Origin of the sequence: Nereida sp. (assembly GCF_965655635.1) — a bacterium.
Taxonomy (GTDB): domain Bacteria; phylum Pseudomonadota; class Alphaproteobacteria; order Rhodobacterales; family Rhodobacteraceae; genus Nereida.
On sequence record NZ_CBFHHE010000014.1, the window covers coordinates 1 to 24,582 of the forward strand.

Annotated in this window: 26 protein-coding genes and 1 tRNA gene; 8 read left to right on the forward strand and 19 right to left on the reverse strand. The window is 53.5% G+C overall.

The window, feature by feature from the left end:
- The 11 genes from ACTF5M_RS06295 to ACTF5M_RS06345 all read right to left on the reverse strand — a co-directional run.
- A partial coding sequence (locus tag ACTF5M_RS06295) for a response regulator (RefSeq protein ID WP_438960206.1) occupies positions 1–272 on the reverse strand: 272 nt, incomplete at its 3' end.
- A 6-nt stretch (positions 273–278) separates the two neighbouring features.
- Positions 279–1,001, reverse strand: coding sequence for a phosphate signaling complex protein PhoU (gene phoU / locus ACTF5M_RS06300; protein ID WP_438960207.1), 723 nt, complete (start codon positions 999–1,001; stop codon positions 279–281).
- 4 nt (positions 1,002–1,005) lie between these two features.
- Complete coding sequence (gene pstB / locus ACTF5M_RS06305; protein WP_438960208.1) at positions 1,006–1,800, reverse strand: phosphate ABC transporter ATP-binding protein PstB; 795 nt, start codon at positions 1,798–1,800, stop codon at positions 1,006–1,008.
- A 17-nt stretch (positions 1,801–1,817) separates the two neighbouring features.
- Positions 1,818–3,188, reverse strand: coding sequence for a phosphate ABC transporter permease PstA (gene pstA, locus ACTF5M_RS06310; RefSeq protein WP_438960209.1), 1,371 nt, complete (start codon positions 3,186–3,188; stop codon positions 1,818–1,820).
- Entirely contained in the window at positions 3,185–4,657 is a 1,473-nt protein-coding gene (pstC, locus tag ACTF5M_RS06315; protein ID WP_438960210.1) for a phosphate ABC transporter permease subunit PstC, read from the reverse strand. The genes pstA and pstC overlap by 4 nt, the downstream gene beginning before the upstream one ends.
- Positions 4,658–4,764: 107 nt before the next feature.
- Positions 4,765–5,799 (reverse strand): substrate-binding domain-containing protein, encoded by a 1,035-nt coding sequence (locus tag ACTF5M_RS06320; RefSeq protein ID WP_438960211.1) that lies wholly within the window; start codon positions 5,797–5,799, stop codon positions 4,765–4,767.
- Between the two features lie 177 nt (positions 5,800–5,976).
- Complete coding sequence (locus ACTF5M_RS06325; RefSeq protein ID WP_438960212.1) at positions 5,977–7,032, reverse strand: ATP-binding protein; 1,056 nt, start codon at positions 7,030–7,032, stop codon at positions 5,977–5,979.
- 23 nt (positions 7,033–7,055) lie between these two features.
- Positions 7,056–8,252 carry a trans-sulfuration enzyme family protein gene (locus ACTF5M_RS06330; protein WP_438960213.1) on the reverse strand — a complete coding sequence of 399 codons (1,197 nt, stop codon included), beginning with the start codon at positions 8,250–8,252 and terminating at the stop codon, positions 7,056–7,058.
- Positions 8,249–8,767 (reverse strand): gamma carbonic anhydrase family protein, encoded by a 519-nt coding sequence (locus ACTF5M_RS06335; protein WP_438960214.1) that lies wholly within the window; start codon positions 8,765–8,767, stop codon positions 8,249–8,251. The genes ACTF5M_RS06330 and ACTF5M_RS06335 overlap by 4 nt, the downstream gene beginning before the upstream one ends.
- A complete protein-coding gene (gene gmk / locus ACTF5M_RS06340) occupies positions 8,764–9,423 on the reverse strand; it encodes a guanylate kinase (RefSeq protein WP_438960215.1) in 660 nt (219 codons plus the stop codon). Before gmk ends, ACTF5M_RS06335 begins: the two co-directional genes overlap by 4 nt.
- 3 nt (positions 9,424–9,426) lie before the next feature.
- The gene (locus ACTF5M_RS06345) at positions 9,427–10,308 is read right to left on the reverse strand and encodes a YicC/YloC family endoribonuclease (RefSeq protein ID WP_438960216.1); all 882 of its coding nucleotides are present in this window, start codon (positions 10,306–10,308) and stop codon (positions 9,427–9,429) included.
- 195 nt (positions 10,309–10,503) lie between these two features.
- On the opposite strand from ACTF5M_RS06345, the gene ACTF5M_RS06350 reads away from it, so the two are divergent.
- A complete protein-coding gene (locus ACTF5M_RS06350; RefSeq protein WP_438960217.1) occupies positions 10,504–11,211 on the forward strand; it encodes a PAS domain-containing protein in 708 nt (235 codons plus the stop codon).
- A gap of 92 nt (positions 11,212–11,303) precedes the next feature.
- Here the strand turns inward: ACTF5M_RS06350 and ACTF5M_RS06355 are convergent, their stop codons facing one another.
- On the reverse strand, positions 11,304–12,674 hold the full coding sequence (locus tag ACTF5M_RS06355) for a class II 3-deoxy-7-phosphoheptulonate synthase (protein WP_438960218.1): 1,371 nt from the start codon (positions 12,672–12,674) through the stop codon (positions 11,304–11,306).
- Between the two features lie 160 nt (positions 12,675–12,834).
- On the opposite strand from ACTF5M_RS06355, the gene ACTF5M_RS06360 reads away from it, so the two are divergent.
- The 6 genes from ACTF5M_RS06360 (at position 12,835) to ACTF5M_RS06385 (ending at position 19,055) form a co-directional block, all read left to right on the forward strand.
- Complete coding sequence (locus ACTF5M_RS06360; RefSeq protein WP_438960219.1) at positions 12,835–13,842, forward strand: GlxA family transcriptional regulator; 1,008 nt, start codon at positions 12,835–12,837, stop codon at positions 13,840–13,842.
- Between the two features lie 130 nt (positions 13,843–13,972).
- A complete protein-coding gene (locus tag ACTF5M_RS06365) occupies positions 13,973–15,166 on the forward strand; it encodes an ABC transporter substrate-binding protein (protein ID WP_438960220.1) in 1,194 nt (397 codons plus the stop codon).
- 72 nt (positions 15,167–15,238) lie between these two features.
- Entirely contained in the window at positions 15,239–16,033 is a 795-nt protein-coding gene (locus tag ACTF5M_RS06370; RefSeq protein ID WP_438960221.1) for an ABC transporter ATP-binding protein, read from the forward strand.
- On the forward strand, positions 16,030–16,743 hold the full coding sequence (locus ACTF5M_RS06375) for an ABC transporter ATP-binding protein (RefSeq protein ID WP_438960222.1): 714 nt from the start codon (positions 16,030–16,032) through the stop codon (positions 16,741–16,743). Before ACTF5M_RS06370 ends, ACTF5M_RS06375 begins: the two co-directional genes overlap by 4 nt.
- Positions 16,744–16,746: 3 nt before the next feature.
- Positions 16,747–17,757, forward strand: a complete 1,011-nt coding sequence (locus ACTF5M_RS06380) for a branched-chain amino acid ABC transporter permease (protein WP_438960223.1) — start codon at positions 16,747–16,749, stop codon at positions 17,755–17,757.
- Positions 17,754–19,055, forward strand: a complete 1,302-nt coding sequence (locus ACTF5M_RS06385) for a branched-chain amino acid ABC transporter permease (RefSeq protein WP_438960247.1) — start codon at positions 17,754–17,756, stop codon at positions 19,053–19,055. The genes ACTF5M_RS06380 and ACTF5M_RS06385 overlap by 4 nt, the downstream gene beginning before the upstream one ends.
- 78 nt (positions 19,056–19,133) lie before the next feature.
- Here ACTF5M_RS06385 and ACTF5M_RS06390 read toward each other — a convergent pair whose 3' ends face one another.
- Positions 19,134–19,787: a DUF3047 domain-containing protein gene (locus tag ACTF5M_RS06390; RefSeq protein WP_438960224.1), complete on the reverse strand. Its 654-nt coding sequence runs from the start codon at positions 19,785–19,787 to the stop codon at positions 19,134–19,136.
- Positions 19,788–19,921: 134 nt separating this feature from the next.
- Here ACTF5M_RS06390 and ACTF5M_RS06395 point away from each other — a divergent pair, with 134 nt between their 5' ends.
- On the forward strand, positions 19,922–20,542 hold the full coding sequence (locus ACTF5M_RS06395; protein ID WP_438960225.1) for a nucleotidyltransferase family protein: 621 nt from the start codon (positions 19,922–19,924) through the stop codon (positions 20,540–20,542).
- Here ACTF5M_RS06395 and ACTF5M_RS06400 read toward each other — a convergent pair.
- The 6 genes from ACTF5M_RS06400 to ACTF5M_RS06425 all read right to left on the reverse strand — a co-directional run bounded on the left by ACTF5M_RS06400 (position 20,525) and on the right by ACTF5M_RS06425 (position 24,477).
- The gene (locus ACTF5M_RS06400; protein ID WP_438960226.1) at positions 20,525–20,665 is read right to left on the reverse strand and encodes a hypothetical protein; all 141 of its coding nucleotides are present in this window, start codon (positions 20,663–20,665) and stop codon (positions 20,525–20,527) included. The two genes, ACTF5M_RS06395 and ACTF5M_RS06400, sit on opposite strands and share 18 nt — an antisense overlap.
- A gap of 30 nt (positions 20,666–20,695) precedes the next feature.
- Positions 20,696–21,985 carry a Hint domain-containing protein gene (locus ACTF5M_RS06405; protein ID WP_438960227.1) on the reverse strand — a complete coding sequence of 430 codons (1,290 nt, stop codon included), beginning with the start codon at positions 21,983–21,985 and terminating at the stop codon, positions 20,696–20,698.
- Between the two features lie 208 nt (positions 21,986–22,193).
- Complete coding sequence (locus tag ACTF5M_RS06410) at positions 22,194–23,234, reverse strand: calcium-binding protein (RefSeq protein WP_438960228.1); 1,041 nt, start codon at positions 23,232–23,234, stop codon at positions 22,194–22,196.
- A 16-nt stretch (positions 23,235–23,250) separates the two neighbouring features.
- Complete coding sequence (locus ACTF5M_RS06415; protein WP_438960229.1) at positions 23,251–23,757, reverse strand: hypothetical protein; 507 nt, start codon at positions 23,755–23,757, stop codon at positions 23,251–23,253.
- Positions 23,757–23,936, reverse strand: a complete 180-nt coding sequence (locus tag ACTF5M_RS06420) for a hypothetical protein (RefSeq protein WP_438960230.1) — start codon at positions 23,934–23,936, stop codon at positions 23,757–23,759. Before ACTF5M_RS06420 ends, ACTF5M_RS06415 begins: the two co-directional genes overlap by 1 nt.
- A gap of 455 nt (positions 23,937–24,391) precedes the next feature.
- Positions 24,392–24,477: transfer RNA gene (locus tag ACTF5M_RS06425), tRNA-Leu, on the reverse strand.
- Positions 24,478–24,582 lie beyond the last annotated feature (105 nt).

Here is a 24,582-nt window from a genome sequence, read left to right on the forward strand (position 1 = left end):
TCCTCAGAGCGGGCAGACAACATGATGATCGGCGTGCCAATCGTATCAGGCCGCGCCTTAAGGCGGCGACATACCTCGATGCCACTTACGGCTGGCAACATCCAATCAAGCAAAATGATATCTGGCGCCTGCTCATCCACGGCCAACATGGCATCTTCGCCAGTCTCCGCAGTCACGACCCGAAAGCCCTCAGCCTCAAGATTATAGACCAGCACTTCGCGTTGTGCCATCTCGTCCTCAACCACCAATACCACCGGCTGATCAACTGACATATTGCTTTAGTCCTCGGTTACAGAGGCAGGATCGTAGGGACCACCGGCCACTTTAGGGCGCTCATCATCAGGCATTTCGCCCGTGACTTGATAGATCACTTGCTCGCAAATCGATGTCACATGGTCGCCCATACGTTCAACGTTTTTAGCGATGAACTGCAAATGCATACAGCTTGTGATGTTGCGCGGATCTTCCATCATGTAGGTCAGAAAATTGCGGAAGAGACTGTTATACATCTGGTCCACGTCTTCGTCGCGCAAGATAACCGCTTGGGCCAGTGCCGCATCTTGGCGGACGTAAGAATCAAGCGCTTCGCGCAGCATGGCCTCAACTTCGCGGGCCATCCGGCGCACCGATGCGGGCGCGCCATTCACGGCCGGCACTTCGGCCAAAACCGCCGTGCGCTTGGCCATGTTTTTTGTGTAATCGCCGATGCGTTCTAGCGCGCCGCTGATTTTGATCACAGACAGAACTGTGCGCAAATCGCTACCCATAGGGGCACGCAACGCGATAAGGCGCGCAGCCTCATCGTTGATTTTCTCTTCCAGCTCATCAATCCGTTTATCCGCGGCGCGCACTTCAGCGGCCAATTCCAGATCACGGGTTTCAAGCGCCTGCGCACTTTTCAGGATGCTGTCTTCGACAAGCCCCCCCATCTTCATGATCGCAACCATGACCCCTTCAAGATCACGGTCATAAGCAGAAACGATATGTTGTTGATCACTCATACGCTTATCCAATCCGTCCAGTGATGTAGCTTTCAGTGCGGCTATCTTGTGGGTTGGTGAAAATCTGGCTCGTGTCGCCAAACTCAACCAGATTGCCCAAGTGGAAGAAGGCAGTGCGCTGGCTGACCCGCGCGGCTTGCTGCATCGAGTGCGTGACGATGACAAGAGAATAGCTTTGGCGCAGTTCGTCGATCAGCTCTTCCACTTGCGCAGTGGCGATTGGGTCAAGCGCAGAACACGGCTCATCCATCAACAGCACTTCAGGCTCTGTTGCGATAGCGCGCGCAATGCACAAGCGTTGTTGCTGCCCGCCAGAAAGCCCCGTGCCCGGTGCATGAAGGCGGTCTTTAACCTCGTCCCAAATCGCACCACGGCGTAGCGCTTTTTCAACGATCACGTCCAAATCCGCCTTGGATTTTGCCAGCCCGTGCACTTTGGGACCGTAAGCAACGTTATCGTAAATCGATTTCGGGAACGGGTTCGGCTTTTGAAACACCATACCGACTTTCGCGCGCAACTGAACGGGATCAACGGCGCTGTCGTAAATGTCATCCCCATCTATTTTGATGGTCCCTTCGACACGGCAAATATCGATGGTGTCATTCATCCGGTTCAAACACCGCAGGAACGTAGATTTGCCACAGCCAGACGGGCCGATGAACGCCGTCACAGTTTTGTCTGCAATCTCAACATTTACGTCTTTGATTGCCCGGCTATCGCCATAGTAGACCTGCACATTGCTGGTGGAAATCTTGGTATCTTGGTCCACGGGCATCTCCATATATCTTAGATCGTCCATTGTTCTTCCCCTTCTACCTACCACCGGCGTTCAAAGCGACGACGAAGTAAAATTGCGATGATGTTCATGGTCATAAGGAAGACCAACAAAATAATGATGCCACCCCATGCGCGCTCGTAGAATGCAGGGTCTGCGCGCTTGGCCCACTCAAAAATCTGGGCAGGCATGGCCGAGTTAGGGTCTGTAAAGCCTGACAACACACTGTCGGGGTAGTTTGACGCGATATAGCCAACCATGCCGATCAATAGCAGCGGCGCAGTCTCACCAAGTGCTTGGGCAAGGCCAATAATCGTGCCGGTCAAAATACCAGGGGCCGCAAGGGGCAACACATGATGGAAAACAGTCTGCATTTTTGACGCCCCAACCCCAAGCGCCGCATCCCGAATAGAGGGCGGAACCGCCTTCAGGGCCGCGCGAGTTGAAATGATGATCGTCGGCAATGTCATCAACGTCAGCACGAGGCCACCAACCAATGGGGCACTTGCTTTCATTGCTGCAATACCAAGGTAGCCGCCACAAAACTGAATAAAGAACGCAAGGCCCAAGATCCCGAACACGATTGAAGGCACCGCGGCAAGGTTTGAAATGTTCACCTCGATCAAATCTGTCAGGCGGTTTTTCGGCGCGAATTCTTCGAGGTAGATTGATGCGGCAACACCGATGGGAAGTGCCAAAAACAGCACAACCAACATCATAAAGAGCGAGCCTAGCATAGACACCCCAAGCCCCGCCTGTTCTGGGCGGCTCTCTGATGCATCTGCGCCGAAAATGAAACTTGGGTTGAACTTTTTGCGTACCACACCGGCCTCAATCATCTGATCGACCAGATCAAGATGCTCGGCAGATAGGTTCTTATCGCGTGCCAAATCTTCACGGGTCACGCGGCCTTTGATATAGCCATCGACGCGCGATGAGGCGAAGAAATCAAAAGTTACAGTCTGGCCAATTTGATCCGTGTTCTCAACTACATAGGCCCGCATTTGCCCAACAGCACTTGAGGACAGCAGTTTGCGCAAGTCTTTGCTTTTGGTAATTTTAGTTGTGAAGCCACCTTTCACAATTACAGCCGACAAAGCATCGCCCAACAGCGGGTTATAACCAAAAGTCGAGACCTTTTTGATTTCTTCAAGGTTTCGATTGCCCTTTTTGTCCAGCTTATCTTCACGAAGCTCAACGGGTACCGAAATGAACGTCTGAGTGAACGCGCCTGTGCCGCGGCCAATGATCGTTGTCAGCAGAACCGCCAAAAACAACAGACCCAATATGATGGCGATGATGCCATACATCTTGAAGCGAGCCTCTGCGGCGTTGCGTTTTTTGGTGCGCGCATCAACGACGAGCAGGGATTTTTTCTCGCGCAGCGGGGCTGCGTTGCTCGCATCGGTCATTCGTATTGCTCCCGATATTTACGCACAATTCCAAGTGCGATTACGTTCAATCCAAGGGTGATCACAAAAAGGGTCATAGCCAAAGCAAAGGCCACCAAGGCCTCGGGGCTGGCGAAATCCGCGTCGCCTGTAAGCTGGGACACGATCTTGGCGGTGACAGTCGTCATTGCATCAAACGGGTTCATCGACAGGCGCGCCGCCGCCCCTGCCCCCAAAACAACGATCATCGTCTCACCAATGGCGCGGGACGCGGCCAACAAAATAGCACCAACAATGCCGGGAAGGGCCGCAGGTATCACCACTTGGCGGATGGTTTCCGATGGCGTCGCACCCAGTCCCAACGAACCATCGCGAAGTGATTGTGGTACGGCATTGATGATGTCATCCGACAGTGACGATACGAACGGGATCAACATGATGCCCATGACCAACCCGGCGGTCATCACAGCTGTGCCGCCTTGCATCCAGTTGACGCCCAAAATGCCACCGTCACCTAACACGTTCACCAACAAAGGCCCAACCGTCAAAAGCGCAAACAAACCGTAAACGATGGTGGGGATACCAGCCAAAACCTCAAGCATGGGTTTGGCAAACGCCCTCACATTGGAGGACGCGTATTCAGACAAATAAATCGCGGAAAAAAGCCCCGTTGGAACAGCAACCATCAGCGCGATCAAGCTGATGTAAAGCGTGCCCCAAAGAAGGGGGAAAACACCCAATTCAGAACCACCGCCGAAACTTGGCGACCACGTGAGGCTTAAGAAAAAATCTTTAGCGGGATAAAGTTGAAAAAACTCAACCGTGTTAAAGATAACTGAAAAGACAATACCAAGGGTTGTGAACACCGCCACACTAGCAGCCGCAATCAGCGTCCAGCGCATGCTGCGTTCAACGGCGTTTCGTGCGCGGTAGGTGGCCGATGTCTTCATAAACCCGTAGGCCAGCCCCAAAAGTGCTAGGCCGATCACCGCAATCATTCGCAGAGTCGCGCCGCTGCTTTGCATCGCCCGATAGTTTTGCGCGGCTTTCAAAATGGCAGGATCAACTTCCGCACCAAGCGCCACGCCGACCGAACCAAGAATGCCCCGAATGTCATCTGCGCCCGTGCTCAAAACTGCTGCAGCGTCGCTGCTAAGCGCGCCTTCGGCAACGGCTGTATCAAGACCGTTCGCAATACGTTGCACATCCCCCATCAAAAGGCCAACGGTCTGGCCTTCTGCGATTGAAGACGCAGGTACCAACACAGCAACAGAAGATTGCACTAGAATGGATTGGCCCAAGCCCCAAACGACCATAAGCGCTAAAGCTGGTGCGATCGTCAAAATAGAGGCCGAAACACCATAATAATGTGGACGTGAATGCAATGCGCGCTGGTCACCGCCAACAGAAGATAACGCTTTGCCGCGCGCAACGATAAAAGCCAAAGCACCAAGGCCCAAAACGATCAATAAAAGAACAATTCCAGACATTTACAGACCTCAGTTAATGTATATCGCCAATTTAATGGCGCCGCCTCAATGTAACACACCGCCGAGTCACCCTCGGCGGTATGCTATGTCTTTAACCAAACGTGCTCTTATGAGCCAGATGCCATGGTCTTCTCGTTTGCAATCGCTTCTTGAGTAAGGACCAATTCTGGGTCTGAAACCAGACCGTACTCAGCCAACGGACCATCTGGGCCAGCAACTTCGTCACTCACGAAGAACTCAGCATATTCTTTCAAGCCAGGGATCACGCCGATGTGCGCTTTTTTGACATAGAAGAACAGTGGGCGTGACACAGGATATTCGCCTGTTGAAATGCTTTCTGTTGTTGGCGTTACACCAGACATTGTCGCCACTTGCAGCTTGTCTGTGTTGTTCTCATAGAACGCCAGACCGAATACGCCGATACCGTCTTTGTTGGCATCAATACGAGCAAGAGTTTCTGTGTAGTCGCCATCAATATCTGTAGACAGACCGTCTGTGCGAACTGCCATACACGCGTCTTCTGCGTCATCTTCGGACATGCCAGCGGCTTCCATTGCCTTCAGCGCGCCAGTTGTTTCACAGCCAACAGCCAAAACTTTTTCTTCAAACACTTCACGTGTGCCGTGCTTTGTGCCTGGAATGAACGCAGCAATCTGCTGTGCCGGGAACGCAGGGTTCACGTCTGCCCAAGTCTGGTGTGGGTTGTCGACGATCGCGCCGTCAACAAGCACTTTGGGTGACAATGCATTGAACCAGTCAGCTGGTGTGAATTCGAATGTTGCACCGTTAATGTCGGATGCAAATACGATACCGTCATAACCGATACGAACTTGCATGATGTCGGTCACGCCATTGTCAGCACATGCTTTGATCTCTTTTTCGCGGATCGCGCGAGATGCGTTTGCAACGTCAACGGTGTTTGCGCCAACACCTTCACAAAAGCGCTTCAGGCCCGCAGATGAGCCACCGGATTCAACAACAGGTGTCGGGAAATCGAAGTTCTCACCGAAAGCTTCCGCAACGATTGATGCGTAAGGCAGAACAGTAGAAGAACCGGCAACTTGGACGTTGTCACGCGCGAATGCTGGTGCAGAAACAGCAGCGATCGCAACAGCTGATGCGGTGAGTTTAAGAAATGACATAAGGCAGCTCCTTTTAATTATGTCAGCCTAACAGGTCGGCGTATCCTTCCTGTCAGCAACTTATGGCGTCTGCCTAAGCTGGTATCGCTAAGCTTTTGTGACAGAAACGTAACAGATATGTGACAAAGCAAGAAAATGCGGGATTTTCACAGCCAAATCGCCGGGATTCACGAGAAATTAACGCGCGGACATGTCAGCGGGCAAGATCACCGTGAAACGACTACCGCTTCCCAGTTTGCTTTTGATCTCTAGGCGCCCGCGATGCCGCGTGATGATGTGTTTAACAATGGCAAGGCCAAGACCGGTCCCCCCTACCTCACGCGATCGGTGGCTATCCACGCGGTAAAATCGCTCCGTCAGGCGCGGGATATGCACCGGATCAATCCCCTGCCCGTCATCCTCAATAATCAGGCGCATCCCGTTGCCATGCAGCGCCACTTCATAGGCAGGCGCGGTCAGACGCACGCGCACTTCGTTGCCGCTTGGGGAATAGGCAATAGCGTTTTCGGCCAGATTACGTAACACCTGAACCAGCTGCTGCTCATGCCCCGTCACGTGACATAAGGCGTCGGGAAGCTCGATCTTAAGGGAAATATCACGGGCTTCAGCCAGCGGCTGTAGTACCTCTGCGGTGTGCGAGACCAGCGCATTCAGCGCAACGCGGTCCATCGGGCGAACTTTTTCATTAACCTCAACACGGTTCAGCGACAACAGATCATGGACAAGGCGGTTCATCCGCTCGGCCTCTCGGGCCATCAAGGACAAAAAGCGGTTACGGGCAGCTTCATCATTGGCCGCGGGCCCTTGAATGGTTTCCACAAAGCCAAGGATCGATGTGATGGGCGTTTTCAACTCGTGACTGACGTTTGCAACGAAATCACTCCGCATGGCTGTGATTTCGCGCGAAGACGTAACATCCTCAAAGCTCAGCGAGACATGGGCGCTTCCTTCCACCTCAAGCGGGCTGCAGATCACGTTGAAGTGTGATGTCCGGCCTTGGACTGTTTCGGAAAACTCCGCTTCTTCCATCGCACCAACACCGAACGCACGCTCAACCGCATCCAGAATACTGGGCCGGCGGCAGGCACGGGTATAATGGTAATCAACTATGTCCTCGCCCAACACGTCACGCATGGCTTGGTTGGCAGCCACAATCGTGCGGCGCGCATCAATTACAGCAAAAGGCGTCGGAAACGCATCGGTTAGCGCGCGCATCGTGCTCAGTGCTGTCATGGCCTTGTCCCCTTCGTCTTCAATCAAAGCCCGTTAAGTGCCGCGGTAAATTCAGAGATCAGCATATCAACATCCTCCACCCCAACCGACACACGGAAGAAACCTTCGGGCATGCCTAACGCCAAACGCGCCTCAGCACTTAGCGCCCGGTGCGATGACGTTGCGGGATGCGACAAGGTTGTCCCGATATCGCCCAGAGTCGGCGCAAACGCGATATGCTCAAGCGCGCCGACAAACGTATTTGTTTGCTCACGCCCGCCGCGCAGCACGAAACTGACCATATTGCCTGTCTGGTCCCCCAACATATCGCTTACACGGTTATGGTCCGGATGATCTGTCCGCGCAGGATAGAGCACTCTTTCAACTGCGCTATGCGTGGCCAATGCATTGGCTAGCTTTACGGCATTTTGTCGGGCGCGGTCATAGCGCAACTCAAATGAATAAAGCCCGCGTTCCGCCAGCCAGCAATCAAACGGTGATGGCGTAAATCCCCATGTGACCGCCTTGATGACCATTGCATCGCGCAGCGCCGGATCACGTGTCGCCGTGTAACCCAGTGTCACATCCGAATGCCCCGCCAAAAGTTTGGTGACCGAGTGGATCACGATATCAGCGCCGTGATCAAATGCACGGTAACCGCGCGGAGTGGTGAACGTATTGTCGATCATCACAAGAACACCGCGCGCGCGGCAGGCTTTTGTAATCGCGCTAATATCAGCAAGGCGAAGCGTGGGATTGCTCATGACTTCGAGCAGAACAAGCCGTGTATTGGGCTGGATCGCGGCGGCAAACGCAGCCGCATCTGTGGGATCCGCGAGCGATGTTTCAATGCCAAGGTCAGGCAAATCTTCGCTTAGCATCCTAAGCGACCGGCCATAAAGCTGATCACCTCCCAGCACGTGATCGCCCGCTTTGCACACCCCAAGGATTGCAGCAGAAATCGCAGCCATGCCGCTGCTGGTGATAAAACCTGCACCCATCTGAGGTGTCACACCTTCAAGTTGGTCAATCTTGCGCGCCAAAACGTCTGCGTTGGGGTGTCCTTCACGGGCGTAAGTATAGCCCTGGGCTCCACCCAGATATTGCGCATCCAATGCATCCGGCGTGTCGCTTGCATAGACAACAGAGGGCTGAAGCGGCGTGACGACCGCACGGCTTGAGCTGTCTGGAAACGCCATGCGGCGGACCATTGAGGGGGTATTCCGCCGTTCGTCACTCATAGTGCGCTTAGTCCTTTTCTAAAGCGATCTGCGTTTTTCTGGTAGCTAAGCGCTGATTGTAACAAACCGTCAATCGACTCTTTGTCGAGGGCGCGGCGTACTTTTGCGGGCGCGCCAACCAAAAGTGAGCCATCTGGGATAACTGCGCCTTCCGTGACCAAAGCGTTCGCGCCAATCAGGCAGTTTTTGCCGATAATAGCCCCGTTAAGCACCGTGGCGCCCATCCCGATTAGCGTGCAATCACCAATCGTGCAGCCGTGCAAAATAGCTTTGTGCCCGATCGTACAGTTGGCCCCGATAGTAAGCGGGAAACCCATGTCCGTGTGCAAAACACTGCCCTCTTGCACGTTCGCCCCCTCGCCCACGGTGATCCGTTCGTTGTCACCGCGCAGCGTCGCGCCAAACCAAATGCTGCTTTTTGCACAAAGAGTAATCGCGCCTATAATATTGGCATCCGCTGCTACCCACGCCGTCGGATCAATTTCTGGGGTGATTCCATCAAGCTTATAAATCATTGGCGGGCCTCAAATTCTGCGTTCAAATCACGTACAATATCGGACATTTGCGGTTGTTGGCTGAGGCGCAGACGTTCTGCGCTTACGATTGATTTTAGACGTTCTTCGGTTTGATCAAGATCATCGTTGATCAAAACATAGTCATATTCGGGCCAGTGACTAATCTCATCGCGGGACTTTTTCATCCGTCCTGAAATAACCTCGTCACTGTCTTGTCCACGTCCGCGCAACCGTCGCTCCAACTCAGCAATTGAGGGCGGCAAGATAAATATCGACAACGTGTGCATTCCCAAAACAGAGTTGCGAATTTGCTGCCCACCTTGCCAATCGATATCAAACAGCACATCGCGCCCATCGTTGATCGCCGCTTCAACGGGACCCCGCGGGGAACCATATAAATTGTCAAAGACCTCGGCGTGCTCCAGCATATCGCCCCGCGCGACCATGTCTTCGAAACCCGTCCGGCTCTCAAAATAGTATTCAACGCCGTGGGTCTCACCTTCCCGCGCAGCACGCGTGGTGCCCGACACACTAAACGACAGGCTTGGGTCCCATTTCATAAGCCGCTTGGCCAGCGTTGATTTGCCCGCACCGGAAGGCGAGGACAAAATAATCAACAGCCCACGACGGGCGGCGGTACTTTTGGGGGCAGACATCACTTACTCCACGTTTTGGATTTGTTCACGCATTTGGTCGATCACGGCCTTAAGGGCAAGTCCGATTGTCGTCAGGTCCGTGTGGTTGGCTTTGGCACACAGGGTGTTCGCTTCGCGGTTGAATTCTTGGCTGAGAAAATCAAGCTTGCGACCCTTGGCGCCTGTTTGGGCCAATAACTCCCGCCCCGCAGCGATATGCGCGCGCAATCTGTCCAACTCTTCGGCCACATCCGCCTTCACTGCCAAAAGGGCAATTTCCTGCGCAACACGGCCGGCATCAATGTCATCTGAAAGATTGGCGGAAACCCGTGCCAAGCTTTCAGCAAAGCGTTCCTTCATGTCGTCTGCACGCGTTTCAATGATGTTTGCGGCCTGATGTGTGAGTACTTCAATCTGGTTTAATTGGTCTGTCAGGATGCCGTGCAAAGCCGCGCCTTCATCGCTCCGCATCTGATTAAAGCTATGTAACAGCGTTGGTAAATCGCCCAAAATTGCCGTCGATAATGGCGTTGTATCAATGCTGGCTGCCTCTGTATCAATAACCCCGCGGTAGGCCAAAATCTCGGCGGTGCTTGGCGGCCTCATGTCTAGACCGTGATCCACAGCGGATTGCGCAATCTGTTTGAGAGCACTTAAAACATTGTGCAGCCGTGCTTTATCTACGGTAAACCCCGCTCCGCTATCTCGCCGCGTTACTTTGCAATTAAGCGCGATATTTCCCCGCTCGGCAGCGCCTTGTGCGGCTTTGCGCGCGGCGATCTCAAGCCCCTCAATCCACTCGGGAACGCGGATGCGCAGATCAAGACCACGGCCGTTTACGGCACGTATTTCCCATGTCCAACTATAGCCGTCTAACTGCCCTGAAAATGTGGCAAAACCAGTCATTGAAAGTGTCATTTTGGCCTCGCGACAGTGGATCCTTAACCGCATTTGTGACGCCCTGCTGAAAGCAAGGCAAGGGCCGATACGTGCCGCGCGCCAGATGCGTTAACCACTCGTTTACATTTTGCACCGCGCCACACTAATTTACGGTATAGTAAACATTAGTCGACTTGCAGATTTCACACGGATCCCTGAGCCATGACCTCCAAACCAAATGCGCCACGTCTTGATGCCACTTCCAATGTTGTCTCGATCTTTGATCATCGCGCAGAGCTTCGGTTCCCAGCGATTGCGCAGACAGAGGCCTATTGGGAAGCGCTTCGCGGCACACGCTTGATGCCAGACCGGGCAGATGTGAACCCACGCGGCATCGAAAATCTATTGGAATACGCATTTATTGGTGAACGGATCGCCCCGGGCCTTGTGCGTTTGCGGCTTGCGGGCATGCACATGTCTGACTTGATGGGTATGGAAGTGCGCGGCATGCCACTATCGAGCTTTACTGTACCGCACGAACGTCAACAGATGGCTGAGGCCATTGACCAAATGTTCGATAGCCCCGCTTGTGTGACCCTTACGCTGCGCGCTGAAACAGGTTTTGGACGTGACAGTTTGGACGCAAAGATCATCCTGTTGCCGCTCAAATCAGACTTCGGTGACGTAAGCCGCGTTTTGGGGGCCTTTGTCACCAACGGCAAGATCGGACGCGCACCGCGCAGGTTCAACATTCTTGAGACAGATGTCCGGCCGCTATTGAAAGACCTGACCGCTAGTACAGCTGACGCAATTCTAAGCAGTAGACCAGCGCCACAACCAACAGAAGATACACCTGTAATCGACGCGGATGAACTACAGCTCGAGTACAGTAAAAAGCCAAAATTACAAGTACTTACATTCGACAGATAATCCACTTTCTTAGAATTAACGATTTGGTTAGATACACAAAAAGCCCCGAGCGGTAACTCGGGGCTTTGTTGATTTGATATCATAGCGTTAGTTCAGCTCGCTGCGGCCTGTTGGATCGCATTACGAAGGGCCGATAGCTCTTCGGATACCAGAAATGCCAGTTCAAGAGACTGCGATGCATTCAAACGCGGATCGCACGCTGTGTGGTAGCGATCAGACAAGTTCTCATCGGTTACCGCACGGACACCGCCCGTACATTCGGTTACATCTTGCCCCGTCATCTCAAAATGCACACCACCGGGGATCGTGTTTTCGGCACGGTGGATTGCAAAGAATTCCTGAACCTCACGCAGAACGCTTTCAAACGGACGGGTTTTATACCCTGACGCCGCCTTAATTGTGTTGCCATGCATCGCGTCACATGACCAAAGCACGTTTGCGCCCTCTTCGTTGACTGCCTGAATGAGACGCGGCAGGTGATCGCCCACACTGCCCGCTCCGAACCGCGCGATAAGGGTCAAGCGCCCCTCTTCGTTTGTCGGGTTCAGTTTTGACATCAAAACTTTGAGGTCTTCAGCTGTTGTCGTTGGTCCGCACTTCAAGCCAATCGGGTTTTGTACACCGCGGCAGAATTCAACGTGGGCACCGTCCGGCTGGCGTGTCCGATCACCGATCCAGATCATGTGACCAGAACCTGCAACAGGCAAGCCGGTTGTGCTGTCTTCACGGCACAGGGCTTCTTCGTATTCCAACAGCAACGCTTCGTGTGATGTGTAGAAATCAACGGATTGCAACGTATGCGCCGTCTCTTGGGTCACACCAGCGGCTTTCATAAAGTCGAGCGTGTCTGAAATACGGTCTGCAACCTCGCGGTATTTCCGCGCCTCGCCACTGCCTGTAAAGCCCAGTGTCCAAGCATGGACCTGATGAACGTCAGCGTAGCCACCGGTTGAGAAAGCGCGCACAAGGTTCAAAGATGCCGCCGCTTGGGTGTAGGCCTGCAGCATGCGCTGTGGATCGGGGATACGCGCCTCTGGCGTAAAGTCGAACCCATTGATGATGTCACCACGGTAGCTCGGCAATTCCTGATCGCCCTTGGTCTCAGTGGGTGCTGAGCGTGGTTTGGCAAACTGGCCAGCCATCCGGCCCACTTTGACCACGGGCACTTTGGCGCCATAGGTCAAAACCATCGCCATCTGTAGCATAACTTTGAATGTGTCGCGGATCGTGTCGGCAGAAAACTCAGAGAAGCTTTCAGCACAATCGCCGCCTTGCAACAAAAACGCTTCACCGCGCGATGCGGCGGCAAGCTCGGCTTTCAAACGGCGCGCTTCGCCCGCAAAAACCAGCGGTGGATATCGACGCAACTGTTCCTCGACGCCAGCCAATGCCGCAGCATCGGTGTAATCTGGCATTTGTACGCGCGGTTTTGCGCGCCATGCATCTTTGGTCCAGTTGGTCATCGGGTATCCTCGTCACAACGTTAGCGTTAGCACGAAAGCTGATACCCCGACTTTTGCACAGTTCCAATGGGCTTTGTCACCCGAGGCGCGTTTTTCCTTGAACAAGATGCAGTTTGGTGTTGTTGCTATTTGACGTTGCGTTTTCGGGAGAGGGAAAAACATGGCGGAGAAACGTCAGATCATTGAGGTGAAAACGGACGGCAAACCTAAGCGGATTGTATTTGTTCTGCTCGAGAACTTTACGCTGTTGTGCTTTTCAGCGGCAGTTGAATCGCTGCGTCTTGCGAATATGATGTCTGGCAAGCCGCTTTACGAATGGCATCTTGTGGGCGAAATGGGCGCGAATGATAAAAGTGTTGTCACATGCTCTGCAGGTATTCCGTTTCAGCTGCAGGGCGGTCTTGATGAGTTGAGCCGCGACGACATTGTGATGATTTGTGGTGGTCTTGAGGTTCAGCAAGTCACAACCACCAAACTGATGAATTGGATGCGGCGAGAAAGCCGCCGTGGTGTGCAAATGGGTGGCCTTTGTACGGCTGCGTTTACAATGGCGAAGGCGGGTCTGCTTGACGGGCGTCGTGCGACGATCCACTGGGAAAACCAAGACAGCTTTGCCGAGGAATTCGAGGATGTGGAGCTGACGAAGTCCGTCTTCGTAATGGACGGCAACCGCTTCACCACCGCCGGAGGTACCGCGTCGATTGACCTAATGCTCAAGATTATTGCCGCAGAGCACGGACAAGATTTGGCTAACTCTGTTGCGGACCAGCTAATTTACTCGTCTATTCGCACTGACCAAGATAGCCAGCGTTTGTCGATACCCACGCGCATCGGCGTGCGCCATCCGAAGTTGAGCCTTGTTATCCAAATGATGGAAGCCAACATCGAAGAACCGATCAGCCCCGGTATTCTTGCAAAAGACGTTGGCATGTCGACCCGACAGCTTGAGCGGCTTTTCCGCAGATATCTTTCGCGCAGCCCTAAGCGCTATTATATGGAACTGCGTTTGCAAAAGGCGCGAAACCTGCTGATCCAGACGGATATGAGTGTCATTAACGTAGCACTTGCGTGTGGTTTTGCTTCGCCATCGCATTTTTCGAAATGCTACCGGTCGCACTATGACACTACACCCTACCGCGAACGGGGTGCGCACGCCGGCCGAGGGTGAGAGCTAGGCTAATTTTATTACGTATTTCGTCTCATTAATCGGCTGTTTACGTTAGGAAACTGCTTCCCTATTTGCGAATCTATGCGTAATGTCGTGAGCGGACATTTTAGATCCGACATGGGAGATTGTTATGAAAAAATTGTTGATGGCGACAGCACTTACAGCTGTTACGGCAACAACTGCCTTCGCAGGCGGCCACGGTAAAGAAGTTAAACTCGGGATCATTTTGGGCTTCACGGGCCCACTTGAATCTCTGGCGCAGCAAATGGCTGGCGGCGCAGAAGCAGCGATTGAAGAAGTAACTGCTTCAGGCATGCTGTTGGACGCGGCAAAAGTAACTGGAGTGCGCGCAGACAGCACATGTATTGATGCTGCTGCGGCAACTGCTGCTGCTGAGCGTCTGGTCACATCCGACAAAGTCGACGGCATCATGGGCGCTGACTGTTCAGGCGTAACCGGTGCGATTTTGTCAAACGTTGCTCTGGCAAACGGCACTGTCATGATTTCGCCTTCTGCGACATCACCTGGCCTTTCCACAGCAGAAGACAACGGTCTGTTCTTCCGCACAGCGCCATCTGACGCGCGCCAAGGCGTTGTAATGACAGATGTTCTGCTTGAAGAAGGCATCAACGAAGTTGCGTTGACATATACTAACAATGACTACGGCAAAGGCCTTGCTGATGCCTTCCAAACTGCATTCGAAGCAGCTGGCGGCACAGTAACAATTTCTGCAGCACACGAAGACGGCAAAGCGGACTACTCTGCTGAAGTTGGCGCGTTGGCATCTGCTGGTGGTGACCGTTTGGTTGTTGCTGGCTACGTCGATCAAGGTGGTTCGGGTATCGTTCGTGCGGCTCTCGACAGCGGCGCATTCGACACATTCCACTTTCCTGACGGCATGATTTCTGACGCGCTGGTTGAGAACTTCGGTTCAGAGATTGACGGCTCAACAGGTCAAAACCCAGGCACAGACAGCCCAGGTGCGATGAAGTACGCAGAGCTGATCGGCGACAAGTTCAATCCGACATCACCCTTCTCTGCAGAAAGCTATGACGCGGCGGCACTTATCATGCTTGCAATGCAAGCAGCAGACAGCAAAGACCCGTCTGACTACAAAAACCACGTGATGAACGTTGCAAACGCACCGGGCATCGAAATCTTCCCTGGTGAGTTGGGCAAAGCGCTCGAACTGATCAAAGCTGGCGAAGAAATCGACTACGTTGGTGCGTCTGCGGTTGAGCTGATCGGACCCGGCGAAAGCGCTGGTAACTATCGTCAGGTCACATTCGAAGGTGGCGAGCTGAAAGTGGTCCAGTACCGCTAAGTCCACCTATCACAAAACTAAAGAACAGCCCGATCTTGTGTCGGGCTGTTTTGTTAAGGGGAACTCAAGATCATGATCAAAGTGGACAATCTGTCCAAGCACTTTGGCGGCTTTCGAGCAGTCGATGGCGCTAGCCTCGAGATCCAGAGCGGGTCAATAACGGGCCTTATCGGACCTAATGGTGCAGGAAAAACAACGCTTTTCAATGTAATAGCGGGCGTTCTTAAACCGTCTGCTGGCCGTGTGACAATGGACGGCGAAGACATTACGGGACTTGAACCGCACCAGCTGTTTCACAAGGGCTTGCTGCGTACTTTCCAGATTGCCCATGAGTTTTCATCAATGTCGTGCCGCGAGAACCTGATGATGGTGCCGGGCGCGCAAGCGGGTGAAACCCTTTGGAACACGTGGTTTGGCCGTAAGCGGATTGCTGATCAGGAACGTGCGTTACGTGCCAAATCCGACGAGGTTTTAGAATTCCTGACCGTTGAGCACCTTGCCGATCACAAAGCGGGACAGATCTCTGGTGGCCAGAAAAAGCTGTTGGAACTGGGGCGCACCATGATGGTTGACGCCAAGATTGTGTTTCTTGACGAAGTCGGCGCCGGTGTGAACCGCACCCTTCTCAACACGATTGGGGACGCGATTACCCGGCTCAACAAAGAGCGCGGCTATACGTTCGTCGTGATCGAGCATGACATGGATTTCATCGGCCGGCTTTGCGACCCCGTGATCTGTATGGCAGAAGGCAAAGTCCTTGCCGAAGGCACCCTGCCCGAGATCAAAGCCAACGAGCAGGTCATCGAAGCCTACCTGGGCACTGGACTCAAAAACAAAGACAAAGCACAGGCCGAGGTGAGGGCATGAGCGAGCCATTCTTGATCGGGCGCGACATGACCGGCGGCTACGGCAAAGGCCCCGACATTTTGCACAATTGCACCATCGGCGTCGACAAAGGCGAGATTGCTGTCATCGTTGGACCTAACGGGGCAGGTAAATCAACCGCAATGAAGGCCGTGTTTGGTATGCTTGATGTGCGCCAAGGCGGTGTATTTTTGAACGGTAAAGACATCACGAAACTCAGCCCTCAGGCGCGTGTGCGCGAAGGCATGGGCTTTGTACCGCAGACCTCAAACATCTTTACGTCCATGACAGTCGAAGAAAACCTTGAGATGGGCGCGTTCATCCGCACGGATGACATCAAAGACACAATGGAGCAGGTCTATACATTATTCCCGATTTTGCGAGACAAGCGTAATCAAGCGGCAGGTGAACTATCAGGTGGGCAGCGTCAACAAGTGGCCGTGGGCCGCGCGCTTATGACAAAACCAACAGTCTTGATGCTGGATGAGCCTACCGCCGGCGTAAGTCCAATTGTTATGGACGAGCTTTTCTACCGCATTATCGAAGTGGCACGTACGGGCATTTCCATCCTGATGGTGGAACAGAACGCCCGCCAAGCGCTTGAAATCGCAGACAAAGGCTATGTGCTGGTCCAAGGCGCAAATGCGTTTACGGGCACCGGCAAAGACCTTCTTGCGGACCCTGAAGTTCGTAAATCATTCTTGGGAGGCTGAACGATGGACTATCTTAACGCTATCGTCGCACTGACAAATTTCGTGCTTATTCCCGCAACAGCATATGGCGCGCAGCTGGCCCTTGGGGCGTTGGGCGTCACGCTGATTTACGGCATTTTGCGATTTTCAAACTTCGCTCATGGCGACACAATGGCTTTCGGTACCATGGCCACAATTGGCGCAACGGTTCTACTGCAAAGCTGGGGCGTCAGCTTTGGACCACTCCCCACGGCCCTTCTTGCGCTTCCCTTCGGGATTGCCGCAACGATCGCGCTGGTCCTGCTCACGGATGTAGGCGTTTACCGTTTTTATCGCACCCAGAAAGCCGCACCTGTGATTTTCGTGATCGTATCCATGGGCGTTATGTTCATCATGAACGGTCTAGTTCGCATTCTGATTGGTCCCGATGATCGCCGCTTTGCCGATGGTGAGCGGTTCATCATTTCTGCGCGCGAATTCAAGGAAATGACCGGCCTGCGCGAAGGACTAGCACTCAAAACCACCCAAGGGATCACAATCGTGGTCGCCGTGTTGGTTGTTGCGATGCTCTTTTATTTCCTGAACCGCACACGTACCGGAAAATCCATGCGGGCCTACTCTGATAATGAGGACCTAGCGCTGTTGTCCGGCATCAACCCCGAGCGTGTGGTTATGGTCACGTGGATAATCGTCGCAACGCTGGCGACAATCGCAGGTGTACTATACGGATTGGATAAATCATTCAAACCGTTCACCTATTTCCAACTTCTTCTGCCAATTTTTGCCAGCGCAGTTGTAGGTGGTTTGGGCAACCCGCTTGGCGCGATCTTTGGGGGCTTTCTCATCGCCTACTCCGAAGTTCTCATCACATATGCGTGGAAAAAGGTGCTGGTCTACACCCTGCCCGACGCGCTTGAGCCGTCCGGCCTCGTGCAGCTTTTGTCCACCGATTACAAATTTGCCGTCAGCTTTGCATTGCTTGTCATTGTCTTGCTCTTCAAGCCGACGGGTCTGTTTAAAGGGAAGTCAGTCTGATGGTTTCTGTCAAAAACACCGCCCTCTTTGCCGCCGTCTTTGGCCTGATCTTGCTGACCGGATTTACCTCTGGTTGGAACTCGGCGCTGCTTATCCTGAACATGGGGCTGATCTCAGCCATTATGGCAATCGGCGTTAACCTTCAGTGGGGTTTTGCAGGCTTGTTTAACATCGGCGTCATGGGCTTCTTGGCACTTGGCGGCCTTGCTGCGGTGCTGGTCTCTGAACCCGTTACACCCGGTGCGTGGTCCGCCGGTGGATTTCAGGTCATCGCCGCCCTTTTGATGGGGTTTGCCACAATCGCCCTCACGATTTTTGTGCGGCGCAAAACATCGGGGCGCGTACGCACAATTGCCACACCGCTTCTTCTTGTTGTCGGGTTCTTCATCTACCGCGCCATTTTTGATCCCGCTGTAGCACGTATCGAAGCAATTGATCCGGCGGTTTCAGGCAACATCGGTGGGCTCAATCTGCCCATTCTGTTCGCGTGGCCTATTGGCGGTGTGTTTGCTGCCGCGGCTGCTTGGGTGATTGGCAAAACGGCTCTTGGACTGCGCAGTGACTATTTGGCGATTGCGACCCTTGGCATTTCCGAGATTGTCATCGCAGTGATGAAAAACGAAGACTGGCTTGCCCGTGGGGTCAAAAACGTCATCGGTATTGAGCGCCCTGTGCCGTCAGAGATCGAGCTGCAAGAAAGCGCGCAATTTATAGAGCGCGCGGCTGCACTCAACATTGATCCGGTCACCGCCTCGACGCTTTATGTTAAACTCAGCTATTCGGTGTTGTTTGTGATCGTCCTGTTGGTGATTTTCCTTGCCGCCGAGCTTGCGCTGAAATCCCCATGGGGCCGGATGATGCGCGCTATCCGTGACAATGAAACCGCTGCACGCGCGATGGGCAAAGATGTCACAGCGCGGCACCTGCAAATCTTTGTTCTGGGATCGGCTATTTGCGGCGTTGCAGGGGCAATGATGGTGACGCTTGACGGTCAACTGACCCCAAGCAGCTACCAACCGCTTCGTTTCACATTTCTTATCTGGGTGATGGTGATCGTTGGGGGCTCGGGTAATAACTACGGCTCCGTGTTGGGCGGCTTTCTGATCTGGTTCCTGTGGGTTCAGGTAGAGCCATACGGCGCAGCACTAATGGGCTTTATCACCGACCCGATGCCTGACGCGTGGTGGATCAAAGAGCGCCTTCTGGCCAGCGTTGCACATATGCGATTGCTGACCATGGGATTGATCTTGCTGCTGGTTTTGCGGTTCTTCCCCCGTGGGTTGATCCCTGAGAAGTAAACGGAACGTATTCCATCGAAGACTAAACAAGGGGCGGCCGATTGGACCGCCCCTTTTCATTTGCTTAGCCAATTAACTTTAGTCGATCTGAAAGTTGCTGATTTGGGCACGAATAACGCTATCGGTATCATCGCTATCACCAGAGACGGCAATCCCCAAAAGTTTGCCCGATGTCCCGCCGAACGCTTTGCGAAAATCGTTCGATAAATTGACGCTTTCAGAATGTGTTCCGGTGCCGGCGGGCCGCAACGCAACCGTCATCCCTTGGCCTGGCTGGTAAGGTGATTGCAACAAAGCGCCGCGGCTATGATTACCGCCCCATGCATATTGGATCACGCGCAGGTCATCATTTCCCAACAGCGATCTGATGCCAGCGCCAGCCAGCTTTTCGGCCTGATCGTCTGGTGCGAACAGAAAATAGATCGAGATGTTGCGATCATCACCGCCTTTCACGCTCAGATCTGTTGCGGGAACGGATTGGCTCACAGACCAGTTCCATGAGGCGCGCTCGGCCTCCCAAAAACTGCGCGGCAATTTGCGCCACGCAATCGACACAGCCCCATCTGATGCGATGCCAAGGCTTTGTCCAAAATCGTAATCGTTCTTTGAAAACAGTGATAGCCGTTGGTTTTTCCATCCTTCAGACAAACTTACAGGGGCCGCCAATGCAGATGAGCCGTAGGAGATGACGGCTGTCGCGCTTACCGCCGCAAACAGAGCTTTTTTTAACATGATAAGTCCTATACCGTTACTTACTAAATCATAAACAGAAGCTGTGGCAGAGGGGCAGTACAAAGCCCGTGCCTCATCAAAACGTGAACCGCCCGTGAACGGGTCAGGCACACAGCGCAAAGCAGGAACACCTGATGCACCTTGCCATTTTTATCCCTTCCGCAGGTAACTCAACGCGGATACGCGGCGCTGACAAGTGCTTTGAAGATGTCACCGGCACGCCTTGTCTAACGGCAATGATTCAGCGCGCCCGAAAGGTGACTGATGATGTTATCGTGACAGTGCCGGCTGAAGATCATCCGCGCATAAGTCTGACAAACGGGGCTACCACTGTTGTGTGCGAAAACGCCCATGAAGGCATGTCCGCCTCCCTCAAAGCTGGGGTGGCCGCGCTGCCATCAAACGTAACCGCCGTGATGATCCTGCCCGCTGACATGCCAGCCGTCACCGCCAGTGATCTATCGATGATGTGGGCTGTATTTCAGGCCTCGCGCCTCAAGATCCTTCAGGCCGCTGCTGCCGACGGAACAGCAGGGCACCCGGTGATCTTTGATCGCTCGCTCTTTGCACAGTTTGGCGGGCTTTCGGGGGATCGGGGTACTGCATCCATCATTAGCGACAACGCCAAAAATCACGGTTTGATCCCGCTTGAAGGTGACCGCGCCACTCTTGATCTTGATACGCCAGAAGCGTGGGAAACTTGGCGCGCCAGCCGTGGGCTCAGCGGGCTGTCCGCCTTACTTAGGAACCAATAGCCGCGCCTCATAAGCCTTAAGCGATTTACGTGCGCTGGTGTAATCCTGCATGCCAGTATCGCTATTCAGTTCTGGAAACAGAGAGAAAATCTCATCGCGCTGAGCACGATCAATTCCGCGCATGGTATAGTCACCAGGCTGAAAACTCTCGGACTATGTACCGTCAGACAAAACAACCTCATGCTGGTCGAACATGAAATGGATATAGCTAGCGCTTTGCGTGTTCAGCCGCTCAATTCCATCGCTACCCACTAAATGTTTAGCGCTGACCAGCACCTCACGCTCTTCGAAGTAAAGCTCTGCTCGGTCGTTGGCGATCAGCATTCTATGGTTCGGACTAACGATCATATCGCGTTCTGGCAGGTCATTCCCCAACGCACCTGCCCTAATGATCACGGGCTTCAACTCCGGCGCGGCGGCCAGCCCTTTGTGGTTCACGTCTTTGCGGCCAACCCATCTGATTTCTTGGATGCCGTTGTCACGCCTAATCACGCGTTCCCCCTCACGCAAGTCTTGGACCAAACGCTCGCCCTTATCTGTGGCGATGCGCGTGCCCGGCGTGAAACAAGGAATAACATTCTCAATTTCAGAAAACCTGAGGGATCCCGTGACAGCACCGCCCGCGCCATCAAGAAACCGCACAGTGCCCGCTTCTTCGTCATCGGGGTCCATCTCAACACGCAAATGCCCGCTGCCGCGCAGATCAAGCGTATCTGTGTCCTGCCCATCGGGGCCTTCACCGCCGATGATTTTATCGCCCGTACCGTCCGCGGCCGAGGTGACCCGGAACGTATCATCACCGCCTCCGCCAGACAGTTGATCCGCCCCTGCTTCACCGTGCAAAACATCGTCCCCAAGGCCGCCGCTGACCTCATCATCACCAAGGCCCGCAAACACCGCATCATTGCCGTCGCCCGCAATAATGATGTCGTCATTAGGTCCTTCGCCTGTGACTACCTCATCAAGGGCATCAACACGGTCATCATCCGGATCACCGCGGTAGGCCAGATCAATCAGATCATCACCAGAGGTCCCCATAATGGTCCCGTCCCGAGGTGCCTCATTGACAGTAACAACAGCAATTGCGTCCGCCGCGTTCCCTTCATGGTCTTCTGCGGTGTAGTTTATTGCGGTTTCGCCCGTGAAATCGGAAACCGGTGTGAACACAATCTTGTTGGCAACAATCTCAACGGTACCTTGGGTCGCTGACACAAATGCTGAGGTGATCTTTAGCGCACCGCCTTCGGGGTCCTCGTCATTTGCAATCACATCGACGGTGATCGGAATGCCTTCGACTGTGGCCGCCGTGTCATCGCGCGCAATCGGGGCGCTGTTAACGCGATCCCCCAAAATTTGCTCAATCTCGGCGTAGGCAAGCGAATGGGTAACCGCACCGTTGATATCCAGAAACTCAACCCGCCCCGAAGTTGAGTTTTCATCCACATCAAGACTGTGTTGAACAACCCGAAAAGGGCCAAGCCCCCGAAGATCAAGATGTCTACGTCGCCCACATCGTTGGCAGTGCTAGACCCCGTACCGCCGGTTACAATGTCACCTGCCGTTCCTCCCACGATGACATCACGGTCATCGCCGCCATCAATCGTGTCGGCGCCGGCACCGCCCATGAGAACATCATCCCCAACCCCGCCGATTAGCGTATCGCCAAGATCACCTTCACACTGTCGATCGTAAGGGACAGGTTATCAATTGCCCCAGACCCATGAAGGTTCACAACCATTTGCGCCGCACCGGATTGATTAATGTTGAGGATAACCGCCTCGCCATCGTCCGTCGATGTTGTCTTGACGCTGAGTAACACGCCCTGATCGTCAAAAAGCGAAACAGTCGCGCCGCTTTCGGCATCCAAAAGTGTCAGCGAATGTACCGTGCTCGGGCCATCAAAATCGAAAATGAAACTGCCGCCGCCCGCGTTATCGTTAGGATCGTTCTTGTTACGGTCCTCAGATAGGATCAGAACTTTGCCTAATGTATCACTGGCAAGGTCGGCATCACCGCCTGTTGGCTGCGCACTATCAAACACCATTACGGGGGTTTTCGGATTGCCGCCGCTGACCATAAACCCTTGATGCGCAGATTGGGTCGTTAGTATCTCGCCTGTTTCAGGCCCATTGAAATCAATTACTTGGCTTATGTCCGTTCTGCCACCAACCAGCGTATCATTACCGTCACCGCCGCGAAGCCTATCCGCACCTGCGCCACCAATAAGTGTGTCATCGCCATCGTTGCCCTGCAAATCATCGTTGCCAAAGCCACCTGTAAGAATATCAAAACCGCCATCGCCGATCAGGCTATCGTTGCCAAGGCCACCAGAAAGAACGTCATGGCCAAGTCCCCCGTCCAGTGCATCGTCGCCCGTGCCACCAACCAGACTGTCAGCGCCGTCATCCCCGTAGAGGGCATCATCACCTGCCCCGCCAGCGACGTAATCCTTACCAGCACCGCCCCTTAAAAAGTCGCTACCCTCACCGCCAAACACATCATCAGAGCCGTCAGCAGCATAAACCGTATCATTACCCGCCCCCGCCAGGACGACATCATCATTTGGCTGCGCACACGGCAGCAAAGCGTCCGAGTGATCGATCTCATCGCCATCGATATCTTCAAACCTGTGATCAATCAGATCATCATCAGAAGTTCCATCCACATAGCCATCGGGATCTTCGTTAACCACCAAGTTGAACCCAATTTCAGAGATACCAAATGGTACCGCTGTCTGGTAGATCCGCTTCAGGCTTTACGTGGATGATCTGCAACGTTTTCACTGCACCAGATATGGTCACACCAACAGGCGGCGCTGAAAATTGCTCGGCCACGCCCGTGATCGAATTGCCGTCAACGGATTGCGCGTCAGTGACATTGCTGAACGTTACTGGAAGCTCGTTTCCATCGACATCCTGGGCGATAATTGTAACTGTGTCGCCCCACCCGTACGCATCGCTGCGGTCGATGTCGTGCAAGTTGAACATCACAGCAGTGATGGGCGCTGAAAAACTTAGCGATGCAATATTTGGCTGATCTGCCTGCATTGATGTGAGGGCCTGAACACCGTTGAACTCGGCAACTTCGGTTATGGCGCGAGTCCCGTTCGAAGGCGTATCAATAACGACGGCCACATCTGAACTGCCGTTGCTCAGCGTAGTTATTTCGCCGTCGATGCCCGAAACAGAGGCCCAATCAAGAGTGTAGTCGCTCATTAGTCTACTCCAATATTGACAGCACCCTGATAGATTTCAGGGGCATCAATTTCGGGCGGCTGCCCGTTGAATACGAAGTCCGCATTGGCAAAGACGCCGAATATTACCGCGCGCAGCTTTGCGCCGTAGCGGTACCGTTCTTGCAATGTCGGGAAGGTGCTTTGCACCGGATCATTCACTTACTAACGAATGGGGTCACTAAGACTGGTCCGCGGTCTGCATACGCCAACAGCATAAAGTCACCAAAGAGAAAAATAACTTTAGATGAAAAACCCTCGCGACCCAAGTGCCATCAGTAGCGGCGTTGGGCACAAATCAGACCGAGGTTACTGATGGATTGTTTCAATACACGAACCGAACCACGGTTCATCATTAATCATGAAGAACTTTGAAATACGGTGCGTTACAGTTCGCAGCTGCCATAAACAGCGCTCAGATGTTAACCATAATGCAGAAACAATCATCTGGGCATCAAACATGGCGATTATCATTAACCTAGTTTGAATATTTCTGCGTGATTGCGTTATCAAATCAAAGAACAAATACCGTTTAAGCGCCACGACGCAGAATCGCATTCTCTGAGAAACTACTGAATACCCGCCGAAATCGCTCGGAGTAGGCATTCAATTTACTGTGGTACCGGTGGTCGGACTCGAACCGACACGATGTCACCATCGGGGGATTTTGAATCCCCTGCGTCTACCATTCCGCCACACCGGCGTAACACAGTAGGCGCGGTTTAGCGCCGGTCTTCGGCGGCGTCAACGGCTTCTCGCACCTTGTCTCTGGCCTTTTTGCAAAAGCCACTATAAGGCGCACACAACA